Genomic DNA, 15,202 nt, shown 5'->3' with positions numbered 1-15,202 from the left:
GAGGGGGCCGCTGACCTCACCACTTAAGGAGTGGGCGTCGTGACCGCGGAGACCTCTCAGACGCTCGACCGAGGACTGCGCGTCCTCAAGCTGCTGGCCGATACGGACCACGGGCTGACCGTCACCGAGCTTTCCAACAAACTGGGCGTGAACCGGACCGTCGTGTACCGGCTGCTCGCCACGCTCGAACAGCACGCACTCGTACGCCGGGACCTGGGCGGCCGCGCCCGGGTGGGGCTCGGGGTGCTGCGACTGGGGCGGCAGGTGCACCCCCTGGTCCGCGAGGCCGCGCTGCCGGCGCTGCGTTCGCTGGCCGAGGACATAGGTGCGACGGCACATCTGACGCTGGTGGACGGCACCGAGGCGCTGGCCGTCGCCGTCGTCGAGCCGACGTGGACCGACTATCACGTGGCCTACCGGGCGGGGTTCCGGCACCCCTTGGACCGTGGTGCCGCGGGGCGGGCGATCCTCGCCGCCCGGCAGCAGACGTTGGAGGAGCCCGGGTACACCCTGACCCACGGGGAGTTGGAGGCGGGGGCCAGCGGGGCGGCCGCGCCGTTGATCGGCGTCACGGGCGTCGAGGGCAGCGTGGGCGTGGTGATGCTGGCGGACGCGGTGCCGGAGCGGGTGGGGCCGCGGGTGGTCGACGCGGCGCGGGAGGTCGCGGACGCGCTGCGCTGACGTGGGCGGGCCGGTGGTCGTGCGCTGACGTGGGTGGGCCGGTGGCGGTGCGGCACCCTAGGCAGGGCGGGCACCGGCTCCGACACTCGGTACATGACCTCACTCAGCATCCGCACCGTCCACGACGTCGCCGGGTTCGCCGCGGTCGCCGACTACTTCAGTGACGTATGGCAGACGCCCCGCACCGCGCCGCCGTTACTGCCGGAGACGCTGCACAGCCTCGCCCACGCGGGCGGGGCGGTGCACGCGGCGTACGACGGGGAACGGCTCGCCGGGGCCTGCGTCGCCGTGTTCGGGCCGCCCGCGTCGAGAGAGATCTACTCCGTGCTGGCCGCCGCCGAGCAGGGGCTCGGGGTGCGGCTCAAGCAGGCCCAGCGGGCCTGGGCGGTGGAGCACGGGGCGCGCACCATGCGCTGGACCTTCGACCCGCTGGTGGGCCGCAACGCCCGGTTCAACCTCGTCAAGCTGGGCGCCGTGGGCAGCGAGTACCTCGTCGACTTCTACGGCCCCATGGCGGACGGCGTGAACGACGGCGACGAGACGGACCGGCTGGCGGTGACCTGGGACCTGATCGCGCCGGGGAGCGCCCACGACAGCGCAGACACCCGCGATCGCGACGCCGCGCCCACCACGGACGCCGCTCCCGACGGCGGACCGCTCGCCAGACGGGACCCGCGAGGCCGGTACGTCTGGTGCCGCGTCCCGGACGACATCGTGGCGCTGCGGGCCGCCGATCCCGCGCTGGCGCTGGCCTGGCGGCGGGCCGTACGGGACGTGTTCACCAAGGCCTTCGCCGACGGGTTCACGGCGACGGACATGTCCCGGGACGGGTGGTACACACTCACCCGCCAGGAGGCCTCCGTATGAAGCTCGAACGCGTCGAGATCGTGCACCTCGCGATCCCCCTGGTCACCCCCTTCCGGACCTCCTTCGGCACGATGACGACGAAGGACACCTTCCTGCTGCACGTCGTCACGGACTCGGCCGAGGGCTGGTCGGAGTTCGCCGGCGACCCCGAGCCGCTGTACTGCCCGGAGTTCGTGGCCGCCGCCGAGATCGTGCTGCGCGACCACCTGGTGCCCCGGATCGCCGCGCTCCCCGTGCTCGGTACGGCCCACCTCGCCCCGGCGACGCGGAAGATCAAGGGGCACGAGCTGGCGAAGGCGGCGCTGGAGACGGCCGTCCTCGACGCGGAGCTGCGGTCGTACGGGATGCCGCTGGCCACGTATCTCGGGGCGGTGCGGGAGCGGGTGCCGGCCGGGGTGTCCGTGGGCATCCGGCCGACGCTCGCCGAGTTGCTGGACGACGTGGAGGGGTATCTCGCCGACGGGTACGTCCGGATCAAGCTGAAGATCGAGCCCGGCTGGGATCTGGAACCCGTACGGGCCGTGCGCGAGCGCTTCGGGCCCGATCTGCCGCTCCAGGTCGACGCCAACACGGCGTACACCCTCGCGGACGCCGAGCACCTGCGGCGGCTGGACGAGTTCGGGCTGCTGCTGATCGAGGAGCCGCTCGCGGAGAACGACCTGTACGCCCACGCCCGCCTCCAGCAGCGCCTGGCGACCCCCGTCTGCCTCGACGAGTCCCTGCACAACGCCCGCGACACCGCGTCGGCGATCGCGATGGACGCGTGCCGGGTGGTGAACGTGAAGCCCGCACGGGTCGGGGGATACCTGGAGGCACGGCGGGTGCATGACGTGGCGCACGCGCACGGGGTGCCGGTGTGGTGCGGCGGCATGCTGGAGACGGGCATCGGCCGGGCCGCGAACCTGGCACTCGCCGCCCTGCCCGGTTTCACGCTGCCCGGGGACACCTCGGCGTCCGGCCGCTACTTCGCCGAGGACATCACGGAGCCGTTCGTGCTGGTCGACGGCCACCTTCCGGTCCCGCGGTCGCCGGGGATCGGGGTGGAGCCGCTCCCGGAGGTGCTGCGCCGCTTCACCAAGGAACGGCGAGACCTCTACCCGGCCTGAGCAGGCGGGGCGCGTGCCGCCTGGGCTGTGCGGCCGGGGCTGTGCCGTCTGGTCCATGCCGTCTGGTCTACGCCGTCTGGGCGTGCGGCCTGGGCTGAGCCGCCACGCCTGTGCCGCCCATGCCTGTGCCCCCGGCGAGACCTCCACGTGACCTGACGAGATCTCGTACGTGACCTGAATGGGGCAACCTGGGCAGCTCCGACCTGCGCCTGGCCGGAACTCGCCGTCACGTTAGATTGATCCCGTGTTCTCTCGTCTCACGCGCCCCCGGGCCGTCGCCGTCTGCGCCCTGCCGGTCGTGGCCCTGCTCGCCACGGCGGCCTTCGCGCCGCTGCCGTTCTCGCTGACGCAGCCCGGCCAGACCACGGACGTACTGGGCGAGGACAAGGGCGACCCGGTGATCACCATCTCCGGTGCGCCGACCCGGGACACCAGCGGCGAGCTGCGCATGACGACCATCGAGGCCACCTCCCCGGACACGGACGTGCGGCTCGGCGACGTGATCGACGCCTGGTTCCGTACGGACAAGGCGGTCATGCCGCGCGACTCGGTCTATCCGAGCGGCCGCAGCACCAAGGAGATCCAGGAGTACAACACCGAGCAGATGAAGGAGTCCCAGGACGACGCGACGCAGGCCGCGCTGAACTACCTGGACGCGACCGACAAGGACATCAAGGTCACCCTGAAGCTCGCGGACGTGGGCGGCCCCAGCGCCGGCCTGCTCTTCTCCCTGGGGATCATCGACAAGCTGGAGGGGGACGGCGAGGGCGGCGACCTCACCGGCGGCCGCACCATCGCCGGCACGGGCACGATCGACGCCGCCGGCAAGGTCGGCGCGGTGGGCGGCGTGTCCCTGAAGACCCAGGCGGCCAAGCGGGACGGGGCGACGGTCTTCCTGGTGCCCAAGGCGGAGTGCTCCGACGCGGAGGCGGAACTGCCGAAGGGACTGCGACTGATCCCGGTGACCACGCTCAAGGGCGCGGTGAGCGCGCTGGAGGCGCTGGAGAGTGGGAAGGGCTCCGTTCCGAGCTGCTAGGCGTTGAGCACCGGCCTCGGGGCGGTGAGGCGCAGGCCCACTTCGATGAGGGTCCAGCCGAGGCGGGTCCGGATGTCGTACGGCTGCCTGGCCTCTGTGGTGAGGCGGTGGGCCGAGGCCTGGGCGCGGAGGTCGGCGGCGCGGGCGTGGTGCAGGGCGAGGCGGGTCTCGGGGTGCTGCATCGGTTGCTGCCTTTCAGTCCGTGCTGATGGGGAAGGTGCGGCTCTGTACGCGAACGGTGCTCGCCTCCGGGTCGTCCTCGACGTCGGTCCGGTCCCGGTAGCTGTCGACCAACTCGTGCATTTTGTGGGCCAGTTCGCTGGCCAGCTGCGGGGTGAGGCGGAGCGTGAAGCTGCTCATGTCCGTGCTGCGGTTCCATGCGTCCGACCACTCCGCGCGGGTACCGAGCCAGGTCGACAGCTCCTGGGTCTGCGCGGTGGCGACCTCGTGCAGATACAGGTCGGCGGCACCGCGCACATCAGGGCTGGGATCGCGCAGAAGCGCGTCGTCGAACCGCAGGCCCTGCACCGCAGCCTTCCACCACCGCTCCCGCCCCTTGCCCCGCTCGGGGTCGTCCTCGACGAACCCGTGTGCCGCGAGTTGCCGTAGGTGATAGCTGGTGGCCCCGCTGGACTCGCCCAGTTTCTCGGCGAGTTGAGAGGCCGTGGCCGGTCCGCCGAAGCGCAGCGCATCGAGCAACCGCATACGCAGGGGATGGGCGAGTCCGCGCAGGGAGCGGGCGTCGAGGTCGTGAACCTTGGGCTGGTCGGGCTCCGTCATGCATGCAAAGGTAGCGTTGCAAAGAATGCTTTGCAAGCACTTCTTTGCAAGTCCGCCTACTTCACGAACCCCTCCTCCTTCATCCAGTCCAGCGCCACCTGATGCGGATCCTCTCCGTCCACATCCACCTTCGCGTTCAGGTCCTGCGCCACCGCGTTGTTCAGCTTCCTGGTGATCGGGTCGAGGACCTCGCGGATGGCCGGCCATTTCTCCAGCGTCCTGGTGTTGATCACCGGGGCGGCGTTGTAGTTGGGGAAGAAGTGCTTGTCGTCGTCCATGACCACGAGGTTCATGGACTTGATGCGGCCGTCGGTCGTGAAGACCTCTCCGTAGGCGCAACTCCCCTTCGCCACCTGCGTGTAGATGATCCCGGTGTCCATCTGGGTGATGTTCCCGGTCGGCACGTTCATCCCGTACGCCTTCTGCATGCCCGGCAGCCCGTCCGCCCGGTTGGCGAACTCGACTTCCACGCACAGCGTCACCGCGGCGGGGTCGGACTTCGACAGGGCGGCGACCTCGGAGAGGTCGTTCGTGCGGTACTTCCGGTGGTTCTCCTGGTTCATCGCCAGGGCGTAGGTGTTGTCCAGCGCGGACGGCGCGAGCCAGGTCAGGCCGTTCTTCGCGTCCTCCTTGCGCACCGCCTCCCACTGCTCGTGCGGGTCGGTGATCGGATCGCTGTGCCCCAGGTATGTGATCCAGGCCGTGCCCGTGTACTCGTACCCGGCGTCCGCGTCGCCCTTCCTGACCGCCTCGCGGCTGCCGATGGAGCCCTGGATGCCGGTGCGGTCGAGCACCTCCGCGCCGGCCGCCTCGAAGGCGATGCCCATGATCGCCCCGAGGATGAGCTGCTCGGTGAACGACTTCGACGTCACCGTCAGTTCGGCGCCCTCCAGGGGTTCCCCCCGTCCGATCGTGCCGGGCCGTACGTCGTCGACCATGGGGGAGCCGCTCGTCAGGCCGCACCCCGGGGCCACCACCAGCAGCCCCGCGGCCAGCAGGGCCGCAGCCGCACCCCGCCTCACGTCTCCAACCCCCGCGGCCGCAGCAGCACTTCGGCCAGCGACGCCAGCCAGTCCACCAGCAGGGCGAGCGCGACCGTGAGGATCGAGCCCAGCACCAGCACCGGCATGCGCTGGTTGGTGATGCCGGCCGTGATCAGCACGCCCAGGCCGCCGCCCCCGCCGAAGACCGCCAGGGTCGCCGTACCGACGTTCAGGACCAGGGCCGTACGGACGCCCGCGAGGATGAGCGGGACCGCCAGCGGCAGCTCCACCCGCGTCAGCGCCCCCGCCGGGGACATACCGATGCCGCGCGCCGCCTCCAGCAGGCTCGGGTCGTTCGCCTTGAGGCCGGCGATGGTGTTGGACAGCACGGGCAGCACGGCGTACGCGACCATGCCGATCAAGGCGGCCCTGCGGCCGATGCCCAGCCAGATCACCAGCAGGGCGAGCAGGCCGATCGCGGGGGTCGCCTGGCCCATGTTGGCGACCGCCATGGCCACGGGGGTGGCCTTCCGGAACGCCCGCCTGGTGAGCAGGACGCCCAGCGGGATCGCGATGATCAGCACGAAGAACGTGGAGATCGCCGTCAGTTCGATGTGCTCCCACAGCGCCTGGGAGACCTGCCCGTTCGACAGCGCGTTCTCCGAGACCGGGTCGAGGTCGGCCTGCTGGAACCACAGCCAGGTGGCGAGCAGCATGGCGACCAGGAAGGCCGGCACGAAGGTCAGCTTCTGCCAGGTCACCCTGCGGGCAGCCGGTTTCGGCGGAGCGGGGGCACGCGCGGCCTCCTCCGCCCCTCCCTCCTGCGTCCCCTCCGCCGTTTCCGCCAGGTCGGGGGCCTCGGGAGCGCTCACGCCTTCCTCCCCCCTCCCTCGCCCTCCTGCTCGGCGTGCGTGCGGTCGGACCGGGCGACCTCCAGCTCGTGCTGGGCCTCCAGGGCCTCCAGCCGGTCGGCCTCCAGCAGCTCGTGCACGGAGTTCATGAGCGTCTCCATGTCGACGACACCCGTGTACTCGCCGCGCCGCCCGGTCACCGCCACCCGGCCGGCACTGTCCGTCAGCACCGCCTCCAGCGCGTCCCGCAGGGTCGCGTCCCGGGTCACCGTGTCGTGCACGAGCGTGCCCGCCCGCGCCAGCGAACCCTTGGCCCGCATCATGTCGCCGCGCCTGAGCCACTTGTACGGCCGTCGGCGCCGGTCGAGCAGCAGGACCTCGTTCGTGCCGCTCGCCCGCAGCCGGTTGAAGATCTCCTGGAGCGGGTCGTCGACGCCCGCCGTCGGGTAGTCGGTGATCGCCACATCGCGTACGCGGGTGAGATTCAGCCGCTTGAGTGCCGCGCCGGCTCCGACGAAGCCCGAGACGAAGTCGTCGGCCGGGTTGGTGAGGATCGCCTCCGGGGTGTCGAACTGGGCGATGTGCGACCGTTCGCGCAGCACGGCGATACGGTCGCCGAGCTTGATCGCCTCGTCGAAGTCGTGCGTGACGAAGACGATCGTCTTGTGCAGCTCGTGCTGCAGCCTGATCAACTCGTCCTGGAGGTGGTCGCGGGTGATCGGGTCGACCGCGCCGAACGGCTCGTCCATCAGCAGCACCGGGGGATCCGCCGCCAACGCCCGGGCCACGCCCACCCGTTGCTGCTGACCGCCGGAGAGCGCGCGCGGATAGCGGCCGTGGAACTCACCCGGATCGAGGCCGACCAGGTCGAGCAGCTCCTCCACCCGCGAGCCGATACGCGGCTTCGGCCAGCCGATCATCTTCGGTACGAGGGCGATGTTCTGCGCGACCGTCATGTGCGGGAAGAGCCCGGCGGACTGGATCGCGTAGCCGACCTTGCGGCGCAGCTTCACCGGGTCGATGTCGGTGACGTCCTCGCCGCCGATGCGGATGCGGCCGCCGGTCGGTTCGATCAGCCGGTTGATCATCTTGAGCGTGGTCGACTTCCCGCAGCCCGACGGTCCGACGAAGATGACCACCTCGCCCGCCTTGATCTCCATGCTCACGTTGTCCACGGCCGGCTGCGGATTGCCGGGATACCGCTTGGTCAGGTTCTCCAGCTCGATGGAGGCGCCGTGATCGCCGTCGGCATGGCTCGTCTCAGCCACGGATCCCCCTGGGAATGGTCAGCCGGCCGAGCAGGACGTACGCAGCGTCGAACAGCAGCGCCAAGGCGATGATCCCGAGCGTGCCCGCGAGCACCTGGTTGAGCGCGTTCGCGCTGCCCAGCGAGGCGAGGCCGCGGAAGATCACATTGCCGAGGCCGGGTCCGGAGGCGTACGCCGCGATCGCCGCGATGCCCATCAGCATCTGCGTCGAGACCCGGATCCCGGTCAGGATCGGCGGCCAGGCCAGCGGCAGCTCCACCCGCAGCAGCCGGGCGAGCCGGGACATCCCGATGCCCCGGGCGGCGTCCACCAGCGACGGATCGACCCCGCGCAGGCCGACGATCGCGTTGCGCACGATCGGCAGCAGCCCGTACAGCGTCAGCGCGATCACCGTGGGCGGCACGCCGAGCCCCACGACCGGGATGAGCAGACCGATCATGGCGAGCGAGGGAATGGTCAGAATGGTCGAGGTGGACAGGGTGGCGAGATTGCCGGCCCACCCGCTCTGATAGGTGGCGACCCCGATCAGCACCCCGAGCAGGGTGGCCACGACCATGCACTGGAAGACGGCACTGGCGTGCTGGTAGGCGTCGGTGAGCAGCTGCTGGTGGCGGTTGCCCAGGTACTCCCAGAAGCTCACATCCGCTCACCCGCTCACCCAGGTCCGCCAGGTCGCCCTTCCCGGTCCTCCGCCGCCTGCTCCACCAGCGGGATGATCCGCAGCGGGACGGGGTTCTCCATCACGATCGCGGTGGAGGCCCGGACGATCCCATCGAAACCGACAACCCGGTCGATCACACGCTGGAGATCGGCGTTGGAACGCGCCACGAGACGGCACATCATGTCCCCGGTCCCGGTGGTCGTGTGCAGCTCCAGCACCTCCGGCACCGTCGCCAAGTGCGCCCGCACGTCGGCGCCTTGCCCCTGCCGGATCTGCAGGGTGGCGAAGGCGGTGACCGGATACCCGAGGGCCGCCGGATCCACCTCCGGGCCGAATCCCCGGATGACTCCGTTCGACTGAAGACGGTCCAGCCGCGCCTGCACCGTCCCCCGGGCCACCCCCAGCCGCCGGGACATCTCCAGCACCCCGATCCGGGGCTCGCGCGCCAGCAGCACGATGATCCGCCCGTCCAGATGATCGATCGCCACGGCAGCCTCCCTGGTGGGGTGGTCATCCTGTACAGACAGCCCGCAGAAACGGACACTCCACTGAACATATTGCCCAGTGAAAAAGCCAACTATTGCGCACCTTGCCGCATCGGAGTGAGGCTGCGCCTATGACGCAGACCACACACCACACTCCCGACACCGCCCGGCAGGCCGACCCCTTCCCGGTCAAGGGAATGGACGCGGTCGTCTTCGCCGTGGGCAACGCCAAGCAGGCCGCGCACTACTACTCGACCGCCTTCGGCATGCGGCTCGTCGCCTACTCCGGACCGGAGAACGGCAGCCGCGAGACCGCGAGCTACGTGCTGGAGAACGGCTCCGCCCGGTTCGTCCTCACCTCGGTGATCAAGCCAGCCACCACCTGGGGCCACTTCCTCGCCCAGCACGTGGCCGAGCACGGCGACGGCGTCATCGACCTCGCCATCGAGGTCCCGGACGCGCGCCGCGCGTACGCCTACGCCCTCGAGCACGGCGCCCGCTCGGTGACCGAGCCGTACGAACTGAAGGACGAGCACGGCACCGTCGTCCTGGCCGCCATCGCGACCTACGGCGAGACCCGCCACACCCTCGTCGAGCGCACCGGCTACGAGGGCCCGTACCTGCCCGGCTACGTCGCCGCCGCGCCGATGGTCGAGCCGCCCGCCCAGCGCACCTTCCAGGCCATCGACCACTGCGTCGGCAACGTCGAGCTCGGCCGCATGAACGAATGGGTCGGCTTCTACAACAAGGTCATGGGCTTCACGAACATGAAGGAGTTCGTGGGCGACGACATCGCGACCGAGTACAGCGCGCTGATGTCGAAGGTCGTGGCCGACGGCACGCTCAAGGTCAAGTTCCCGATCAACGAGCCCGCCATCGCCAAGAAGAAGTCCCAGATCGACGAGTACCTGGAGTTCTACGGCGGCGCCGGCGTCCAGCACATCGCGCTGAACACCAACGACATCGTGGCCACGGTCCGCACCATGCGCGCGGCCGGCGTCCAGTTCCTCGACACCCCCGACTCGTACTACGACACCCTCGGCGAGTGGGTCGGCGACACCCGCGTGCCCGTCGAGACCCTGCGCGAGCTGAAGATCCTCGCCGACCGCGACGAGGACGGCTATCTGCTGCAGATCTTCACCAAGCCGGTCCAGGACCGCCCGACCGTGTTCTTCGAACTCATCGAGCGGCACGGCTCGATGGGCTTCGGCAAGGGCAACTTCAAGGCGCTGTTCGAGGCGATCGAGCGGGAGCAGGCGAAGCGCGGCAACCTCTGAGGCCGGTACGGGACCTGAGGCCTGTGGGACGCCTGTGAATTTGTAGAACATGCAACCAACGGGCGGCGGTTGACGCTCTCATGTCCTGTGGGTGCCACGGGGGCACCCACAGGACTCGGGGGAGACAGTGACCACGAGCAGCATCGACCTCGCCGTGCGGTCGGCCCGTTGGCTGTGGCGGAAGAACACCCTCAAGGAGCCGACGGTCCTGCAGTCGTTCGCCTTCGACGAGGCGAACAAGCACCTGTACGTCCTCCAGGTCACCGCACACGGCCACGCGGCCGGCGACCTGTGCCTGAACAAGCTCGACCACCAGGGCAACCGGCTCGGCCACATGTACCTCAAGGGCTTCGGCCACGGGGTCAGCATGGGTGTGCAGCGCGACCCGTCCGACGGCAGCACCTGGATCTGGACCGAGGCCGACGCCAGGAACGGCTACGGCCGGGGCGTCACCCGCTTCCACTTCAGGAACGGGGCCGTCCGCACCAACGCCGACGTCAAGATCCGCCACCCCATGGCGGACTCCACCAACAACCAGCCCTCGGTCTGCATGGCGTCGGGGCGCATGGCCGTCCGCTACCGTGACGCCGCCGGCCGGCCCCGCTACCGCGTCTGGGACCTCGACGCCTTCGTCGCCCGCGACTACGGCGACCCCCTCGCGGACTTCGCCCAGACCGGCGCCCACCCCGACCCGAAGATCCCCTTCCAGGGCTACGCCCTGCACCGTGACTGCGTGTACCAGCTGGCGGGCACGGCGTACGACCCGAAGAACAACCCGCCCGGCGGGCGGGGCAACGCCTACGTCTCCTGCCTCGACATCCGCACCGGCGAGCTGCTTCAGCAGGAACGCACTGAGGCCGGGCACACCCTCGAGCACCGTGAGCCGGAGGGAGTGGCCGTGCGCGGCGGAGCCGAACCGCGGGTGTACCTCGGGTTCGCGTCCGGACCGCTGGGAGCCCGCCGCTTCTCGATCTTTGTCAAGGACAAGGACCGGGACGAGCCGTAGTCTGACCGCATGGCCAGGATCAACGACGTCGGCGGCGTCGAGGGCTTCGGACCCGTCGACACCGCCGACGACTCCGAGCCCTTCCACGCGGACTGGGAAGCGCGCGTCTTCGGGATCTGGAACGCCCTGCGCGCGCAGGAGATCTTCAACCTCAACGAGTTCCGGGATGTCATCGAGTCGATGCCGCCGCGGGAGTACCTGGCGGCGTCGTACTACGAGCGCTGGTTCGTGGCGATCTGCGCCCTCCTGGAGCGCAAGGGCGTGATCGAGCCGGGTGAGCTGGATGACTGACCGCTTCGCACCGGGGTCGCGCGTGGTGACGTACCTCCACGACCCGCCGCACCACACCCGGCTGCCCCGGTACGCGCGGGGCAAGCGGGGCGTCGTGGTCGAGCCGGAGGGGCCGGCCGAACTGGCCGACGTCAGCGCGCGGGGGAGTGCGGACGCGCCGGTGGAGCAGGTGTACGCGGTGCGGTTCGAGGCGCGTGACCTGTGGGGTGAAGGCGACCACCAGGTCGTACTGGACCTGTGGGAGAGCTACTTGGAAGAGGACCGTGACGATGAGCGGTGACCACCACTCCGACGCGACGATCGCCCGCCGGGTGCGGCGCCTGGAGACCCTGCTGGAGGAGAAGGGCGTGCTCACGGGCGGGGAGCTCGACGAGGCGATCGACGCTTTCCTCGCGGGGGCCTCTCCGGCGAACGGGGCGCGGGTCGTGGCACGTGCCTGGACCGACGCGGCGTTCCGGTCCCGTCTGCTGCGGGACGGGACGGCGGCCGTCCGGGAACTCGGCTGCATGGAGGGCTCGTACCAGCGCCTGCGGGTGGTGGAGAACACGGCGACGACCCACAACGTCGTCGTCTGCACCCTCTGCTCCTGCTACCCCCTGCGCCTCCTCGGCCCCTCGCCCAGCTGGTACAAGTCCGAGGCCTACCGCTCCCGCGTGGTCCGCGAACCCCGCGAGGTCCTCGCCGAGTTCGGCCTCCACCTGCCGGCCGGCACCCGGATCACGGTCTGGGACTCCAGCGCGGAGACCCGCTACATGGTGCTGCCGCGCAGGCCGGAGGGCACGGAGGGGATGGGTGAGGAGGAGCTGGCGGGGCTGGTGACACGCAACGCGCTGATCGGTACGGCGGTGCTGTAGAGCTCACCTCCGCCCCAGGGCGACCCCGGTCCGCCTCCCCGGACCGCCCCCGGACAGGAGCCCGGCCCGCGCCCGGACCGGAGTCACTCCCGGCCGGCCTTGGCGTCCGCCTCCGGCACCCCCACCGCCGGCGGCTCTCCCAGCCCCCGCAACACCGCCTCGGCCACCGGCACCCGCACCGGCGAGAAATACGGGTTGATCCGCAGCGCCTCCTGCAGATGGCGTCGCGCGGGCCACACCATCCCCAACTCCCGCTCGATCATGCCCCGGTGGTACGCGTACAGCGCGCTGCGCACCTTCCCCCCACGCTCCCGGTCGGTCGCCACCCTGGCGAACTTCAGGGCCTCCTCGTCCTTCCCGGCCCGGTGCAGCGCCCAGCCCAGCGCGTCGGCCACCGCGATGCCCGGCTGGCGGCGCCACTCGGCCCGCAGCCGCCGTACGGCGGACGCCGCGTCGCCGTGGTCGGCCTCGAAGAGGCCCAGGACGAGCTCCTCGTCGACGCCGGCCGACGCGGCCCGCGCCACCCGCTCCCGCAGCAGGTCGTACTGCACCCGCGCCGCCTGCCCCAGCCCCAGCGACTCGTACAACTCGCCCAGTTCCAGGGCGTACTCGGGACGCGGCTGCTTGGCGAGGGCCACCCGGTACGCGTTCAGCGCCTCCGTCGTGCGGCCCAGCGCGGCCAGCGTCCGCCCCTGCCCGGCGAGCGCGGCCCGCTGGTCGGGATCGAGGCGTACGGCCTCCTGGAAGTACCGCAGGGCGACCCCCAGGTCGCCGCGTTCCCAGGCGAGTTGCCCGGCACGTTCGAGATACGCCGCCCGCTCGGCGGGGGCCTGCGCTGCCGCCGCCGCGTCGGACAGCGCGGCCGCCGCGTCCTCTCGCCGGCCCCGGTCCCGGTAGACGGCCGCCGCCCGCGCCCGCACCGCAGGCCCCGAGTTCAGCTCGAGCAGCCGCTCCAGGGTCCGCTTGGCCGCCTTGTGGTCACCCAGCCCCGTGTACGCGTCGATCAGCTGCGGATACGTCGTCCACCGCTTGCGGTCCAGCGCCAGCGCCGCCTCGCCCCAGGTCCGCGCCGCCAGGAAGTCCCGCCGCGCGTTCGCCAGCGCCGCCATCCCGTCCAGCGCCGCGGCGTTCTTCGACCGCACCCTCAGCGACATACGCAACGCCCTCTCCGCCTTCGGGTAGTTCTCCGGCTGCGCGGTCCGCCGCCCCTGCTCCACATACGCCGCCCCCAGCACCGCCCACGCCTTCGCGTCCCGGGGATGGGTCCGCAGATGGGCCTCGCGCTCGTCGATCAGCACCGCCAGCTCGGGCAGCGCGGCCGGCACCCCCGTCGTCACCGCGGTGAGCGCCTGCGACCCCGGTGCCGGCCCGGGCGCCCGAGTCCCGCCCGGCCCCCACAGCAGCGTCAGCAGCCCGCCGAGCACGGCACACCCCGCCACCGAGGCGATCAGCACCCGTCGCCGGACGCGCGGGCGGCGGCTCGGCGTGCCCTGTTCGATCTGCGAGGCGTCGTTCTCCATGGCGCTCACTGTGCGTGAAAGGCGGCGTCAATACGACGACCACACCCGCCTTACGTCGGCTGCCGTACACGGGGTTCACACCGATGGCCCCGGGTGTCACGCTGTGATCATGAGCCGTATCGAAGCCGCACCCGACCAGGCCCGGGGTGACCTCACCGAGCGGCTGCTCGCGGGTCTGCCCGCCGAGGCCGTCCTGACCGATCCCGACGTCACCGCCTCCTACGCCAACGACATGGCCAGCTTCTGCCCGGCCGGCGCCCCCGCCGTGGTCGTGCTGCCGCGGACCGTCGAAGAGGTCCAGCACGTCATGCGCACCGCCACCGAGCTGCGTGTCCCGGTCGTCCCGCAGGGCGCCCGCACGGGCCTGTCGGGCGGCGCCAACGCCTCCGACGGCTGCATCGTGCTGTCCCTGACCAAGATGGACCGCATCCTGGAGATCAACCCGGTCGACCGCATCGCGGTCGTCGAACCCGGCGTGATCAACGCGGCCCTGTCCCGCGCGGTGAACGAACTGGGCCTGTACTACCCGCCGGACCCGTCCAGCTGGGAGATGTGCACGATCGGCGGCAACATCGGCACCGCATCCGGCGGCCTGTGCTGTGTGAAGTACGGGGTGACGGCGGAGTACGTCCTCGGCCTCGACGTCGTCCTCGCCGACGGACGCCTGATGTCCACCGGCCGCCGTACCGCCAAGGGCGTCGCCGGATACGACATGACCCGCCTCTTCGTCGGCTCCGAGGGCTCGCTCGGCATCGTCGTACGGGCCGTCCTGGCGCTCAAGCCGCAGCCGCCGCAGCAACTGGTCCTCGCCGCCGAGTTCGCGTCCGCGGCCGAAGCCTGCGACGCGGTGTGCCGGATCATGGCCGGCGGGCACGTCCCGTCACTGCTCGAACTGATGGACCGTACGACGGTCAAGGCCGTCAACGACATGGCGAACATGGGACTGCCGGAGTCGACCGAGGCCCTGCTCCTGGCCGCCTTCGACACCCCGGACCCGGCCGCCGACCTCGCCGCCGTCGGTGCGCTGTGCGAGGCGGCCGGCGCCACCCAGGTGGTCCCGGCGGACGACGCGGCCGAGTCCGAACTCCTGCTCCAGGCGCGGCGGTTGTCCCTGACCGCGCTGGAGGCGGTGCGCGGCGTGACGATGATCGACGACGTGTGCGTGCCCCGCTCGCGCCTCGGCGATCTGATCGAGGGCGTCGAGCGGATCGCCGAGAAGCACCAGCTGACCATCGGCGTCGTCGCGCACGCCGGTGACGGCAACACCCACCCGACCGTGTGCTTCGACGCGGCCGACCCCGACGAGTCCCGGCGCGCCCGCGAGTCCTTCGACGAGATCATGGCCCTCGGCCTGGAACTCGGCGGCACGATCACCGGCGAGCACGGCGTGGGCGTGCTGAAGAAGGAGTGGCTGGCGCGCGAGATCGGCCCGGTCGGGATCGAGCTGCAGCGGGGCATCAAGCAGGTCTTCGACCCGCTGGGCATCCTCAACCCGGGCAAGCTGTTCTGACCCCTCCTTGCGGCTGAACCGCCGCC

At 71.0% G+C, this 15,202-nt stretch carries 18 protein-coding genes; 10 read left to right on the top strand and 8 right to left on the bottom strand.

Annotated features, from left to right (window positions below):
• Window positions 1-39: 39 nt before the first annotated feature.
• From ACIBAG_RS22200 to ACIBAG_RS22185, 4 genes are all read left to right on the top strand, one after another.
• Window positions 40-681, top strand: a complete 642-nt coding sequence (locus ACIBAG_RS22200; protein ID WP_399107232.1) for an IclR family transcriptional regulator — start codon at window positions 40-42, stop codon at window positions 679-681.
• Window positions 682-774: 93 nt separating this feature from the next.
• Window positions 775-1,548 (top strand): chorismate synthase, encoded by a 774-nt coding sequence (locus ACIBAG_RS22195; protein ID WP_399107231.1) that lies wholly within the window; start codon window positions 775-777, stop codon window positions 1,546-1,548.
• Window positions 1,545-2,654, top strand: coding sequence for an o-succinylbenzoate synthase (menC, locus tag ACIBAG_RS22190; RefSeq protein ID WP_399107230.1), 1,110 nt, complete (start codon window positions 1,545-1,547; stop codon window positions 2,652-2,654). Before ACIBAG_RS22195 ends, menC begins: the two co-directional genes overlap by 4 nt.
• A gap of 244 nt (window positions 2,655-2,898) precedes the next feature.
• On the top strand, window positions 2,899-3,690 hold the full coding sequence (locus tag ACIBAG_RS22185; protein WP_399107229.1) for a PDZ domain-containing protein: 792 nt from the start codon (window positions 2,899-2,901) through the stop codon (window positions 3,688-3,690).
• Here ACIBAG_RS22185 and ACIBAG_RS22180 read toward each other — a convergent pair.
• Genes ACIBAG_RS22180 through ACIBAG_RS22150 form a run of 7 tightly spaced genes read right to left on the bottom strand, consistent with a single transcriptional unit; the run spans window position 3,687 to window position 8,721 of the window.
• Window positions 3,687-3,872 carry a hypothetical protein gene (locus ACIBAG_RS22180; protein WP_399107228.1) on the bottom strand — a complete coding sequence of 62 codons (186 nt, stop codon included), beginning with the start codon at window positions 3,870-3,872 and terminating at the stop codon, window positions 3,687-3,689. The two genes, ACIBAG_RS22185 and ACIBAG_RS22180, sit on opposite strands and share 4 nt — an antisense overlap.
• A 13-nt stretch (window positions 3,873-3,885) precedes the next feature.
• Window positions 3,886-4,470 (bottom strand): ArsR/SmtB family transcription factor, encoded by a 585-nt coding sequence (locus ACIBAG_RS22175; RefSeq protein ID WP_399107227.1) that lies wholly within the window; start codon window positions 4,468-4,470, stop codon window positions 3,886-3,888.
• A gap of 56 nt (window positions 4,471-4,526) precedes the next feature.
• The gene (locus tag ACIBAG_RS22170; RefSeq protein WP_399107226.1) at window positions 4,527-5,492 is read right to left on the bottom strand and encodes a glycine betaine ABC transporter substrate-binding protein; all 966 of its coding nucleotides are present in this window, start codon (window positions 5,490-5,492) and stop codon (window positions 4,527-4,529) included.
• Window positions 5,489-6,325: an ABC transporter permease gene (locus ACIBAG_RS22165; RefSeq protein WP_399107225.1), complete on the bottom strand. Its 837-nt coding sequence runs from the start codon at window positions 6,323-6,325 to the stop codon at window positions 5,489-5,491. Before ACIBAG_RS22165 ends, ACIBAG_RS22170 begins: the two co-directional genes overlap by 4 nt.
• Window positions 6,322-7,572 carry a betaine/proline/choline family ABC transporter ATP-binding protein gene (locus tag ACIBAG_RS22160; RefSeq protein WP_399107224.1) on the bottom strand — a complete coding sequence of 417 codons (1,251 nt, stop codon included), beginning with the start codon at window positions 7,570-7,572 and terminating at the stop codon, window positions 6,322-6,324. Before ACIBAG_RS22160 ends, ACIBAG_RS22165 begins: the two co-directional genes overlap by 4 nt.
• Window positions 7,565-8,212, bottom strand: a complete 648-nt coding sequence (locus tag ACIBAG_RS22155; protein ID WP_399107223.1) for an ABC transporter permease — start codon at window positions 8,210-8,212, stop codon at window positions 7,565-7,567. Before ACIBAG_RS22155 ends, ACIBAG_RS22160 begins: the two co-directional genes overlap by 8 nt.
• Window positions 8,213-8,226: 14 nt before the next feature.
• Window positions 8,227-8,721, bottom strand: a complete 495-nt coding sequence (locus ACIBAG_RS22150) for an Lrp/AsnC family transcriptional regulator (protein WP_399107222.1) — start codon at window positions 8,719-8,721, stop codon at window positions 8,227-8,229.
• Between the two features lie 128 nt (window positions 8,722-8,849).
• Between ACIBAG_RS22150 and hppD the strand changes: the two genes are divergently transcribed.
• The 5 genes from hppD (at window position 8,850) to nthA (ending at window position 12,146) form a co-directional block, all read left to right on the top strand.
• Window positions 8,850-9,995, top strand: coding sequence for a 4-hydroxyphenylpyruvate dioxygenase (gene hppD / locus ACIBAG_RS22145; protein ID WP_399107221.1), 1,146 nt, complete (start codon window positions 8,850-8,852; stop codon window positions 9,993-9,995).
• A gap of 127 nt (window positions 9,996-10,122) precedes the next feature.
• On the top strand, window positions 10,123-11,001 hold the full coding sequence (locus tag ACIBAG_RS22140; protein ID WP_399107220.1) for a Teichoic acid biosynthesis protein C (Precursor): 879 nt from the start codon (window positions 10,123-10,125) through the stop codon (window positions 10,999-11,001).
• 9 nt (window positions 11,002-11,010) lie between these two features.
• Complete coding sequence (locus ACIBAG_RS22135; protein ID WP_399107219.1) at window positions 11,011-11,292, top strand: hypothetical protein; 282 nt, start codon at window positions 11,011-11,013, stop codon at window positions 11,290-11,292.
• The gene (locus ACIBAG_RS22130; RefSeq protein WP_399107218.1) at window positions 11,285-11,572 is read left to right on the top strand and encodes an SH3-like domain-containing protein; all 288 of its coding nucleotides are present in this window, start codon (window positions 11,285-11,287) and stop codon (window positions 11,570-11,572) included. The genes ACIBAG_RS22135 and ACIBAG_RS22130 overlap by 8 nt, the downstream gene beginning before the upstream one ends.
• The gene (gene nthA, locus ACIBAG_RS22125) at window positions 11,562-12,146 is read left to right on the top strand and encodes a nitrile hydratase subunit alpha (RefSeq protein ID WP_399107217.1); all 585 of its coding nucleotides are present in this window, start codon (window positions 11,562-11,564) and stop codon (window positions 12,144-12,146) included. Before ACIBAG_RS22130 ends, nthA begins: the two co-directional genes overlap by 11 nt.
• Before the next feature lie 83 nt (window positions 12,147-12,229).
• Here the strand turns inward: nthA and ACIBAG_RS22120 are convergent, their stop codons facing one another.
• Entirely contained in the window at window positions 12,230-13,666 is a 1,437-nt protein-coding gene (locus ACIBAG_RS22120) for a tetratricopeptide repeat protein (protein WP_399107216.1), read from the bottom strand.
• Between the two features lie 103 nt (window positions 13,667-13,769).
• On the opposite strand from ACIBAG_RS22120, the gene ACIBAG_RS22115 reads away from it, so the two are divergent.
• Window positions 13,770-15,176 carry an FAD-binding oxidoreductase gene (locus ACIBAG_RS22115; protein ID WP_399107215.1) on the top strand — a complete coding sequence of 469 codons (1,407 nt, stop codon included), beginning with the start codon at window positions 13,770-13,772 and terminating at the stop codon, window positions 15,174-15,176.
• Window positions 15,177-15,202 lie beyond the last annotated feature (26 nt).

The sequence above is a fragment of the Streptomyces sp. NPDC051243 genome (genome assembly GCF_044455405.1).
GTDB lineage: Bacteria > Actinomycetota > Actinomycetes > Streptomycetales > Streptomycetaceae > Streptomyces.
This window is presented reverse-complemented; position numbering and strand designations above follow the sequence as displayed.

What these genes read in the sequence shown, in the direction of transcription:
- menC (WP_399107230.1), top strand. Translation starts at nt 1,545, where the DNA reads ATGAAGCTCGAACGCGTCGAGATCGTGCACCTCGCGATCCCCCTGGTC.
- ACIBAG_RS22120 (WP_399107216.1), bottom strand. Translation starts at nt 13,666, where the DNA reads ATGGAGAACGACGCCTCGCAGATCGAACAGGGCACGCCGAGCCGCCGC.
- nthA (WP_399107217.1), top strand. Translation starts at nt 11,562, where the DNA reads ATGAGCGGTGACCACCACTCCGACGCGACGATCGCCCGCCGGGTGCGG.
- ACIBAG_RS22135 (WP_399107219.1), top strand. Translation starts at nt 11,011, where the DNA reads ATGGCCAGGATCAACGACGTCGGCGGCGTCGAGGGCTTCGGACCCGTC.
- ACIBAG_RS22175 (WP_399107227.1), bottom strand. Translation starts at nt 4,470, where the DNA reads ATGACGGAGCCCGACCAGCCCAAGGTTCACGACCTCGACGCCCGCTCC.
- hppD (WP_399107221.1), top strand. Translation starts at nt 8,850, where the DNA reads ATGACGCAGACCACACACCACACTCCCGACACCGCCCGGCAGGCCGAC.
- ACIBAG_RS22180 (WP_399107228.1), bottom strand. Translation starts at nt 3,872, where the DNA reads ATGCAGCACCCCGAGACCCGCCTCGCCCTGCACCACGCCCGCGCCGCC.
- ACIBAG_RS22130 (WP_399107218.1), top strand. Translation starts at nt 11,285, where the DNA reads ATGACTGACCGCTTCGCACCGGGGTCGCGCGTGGTGACGTACCTCCAC.
- ACIBAG_RS22195 (WP_399107231.1), top strand. Translation starts at nt 775, where the DNA reads ATGACCTCACTCAGCATCCGCACCGTCCACGACGTCGCCGGGTTCGCC.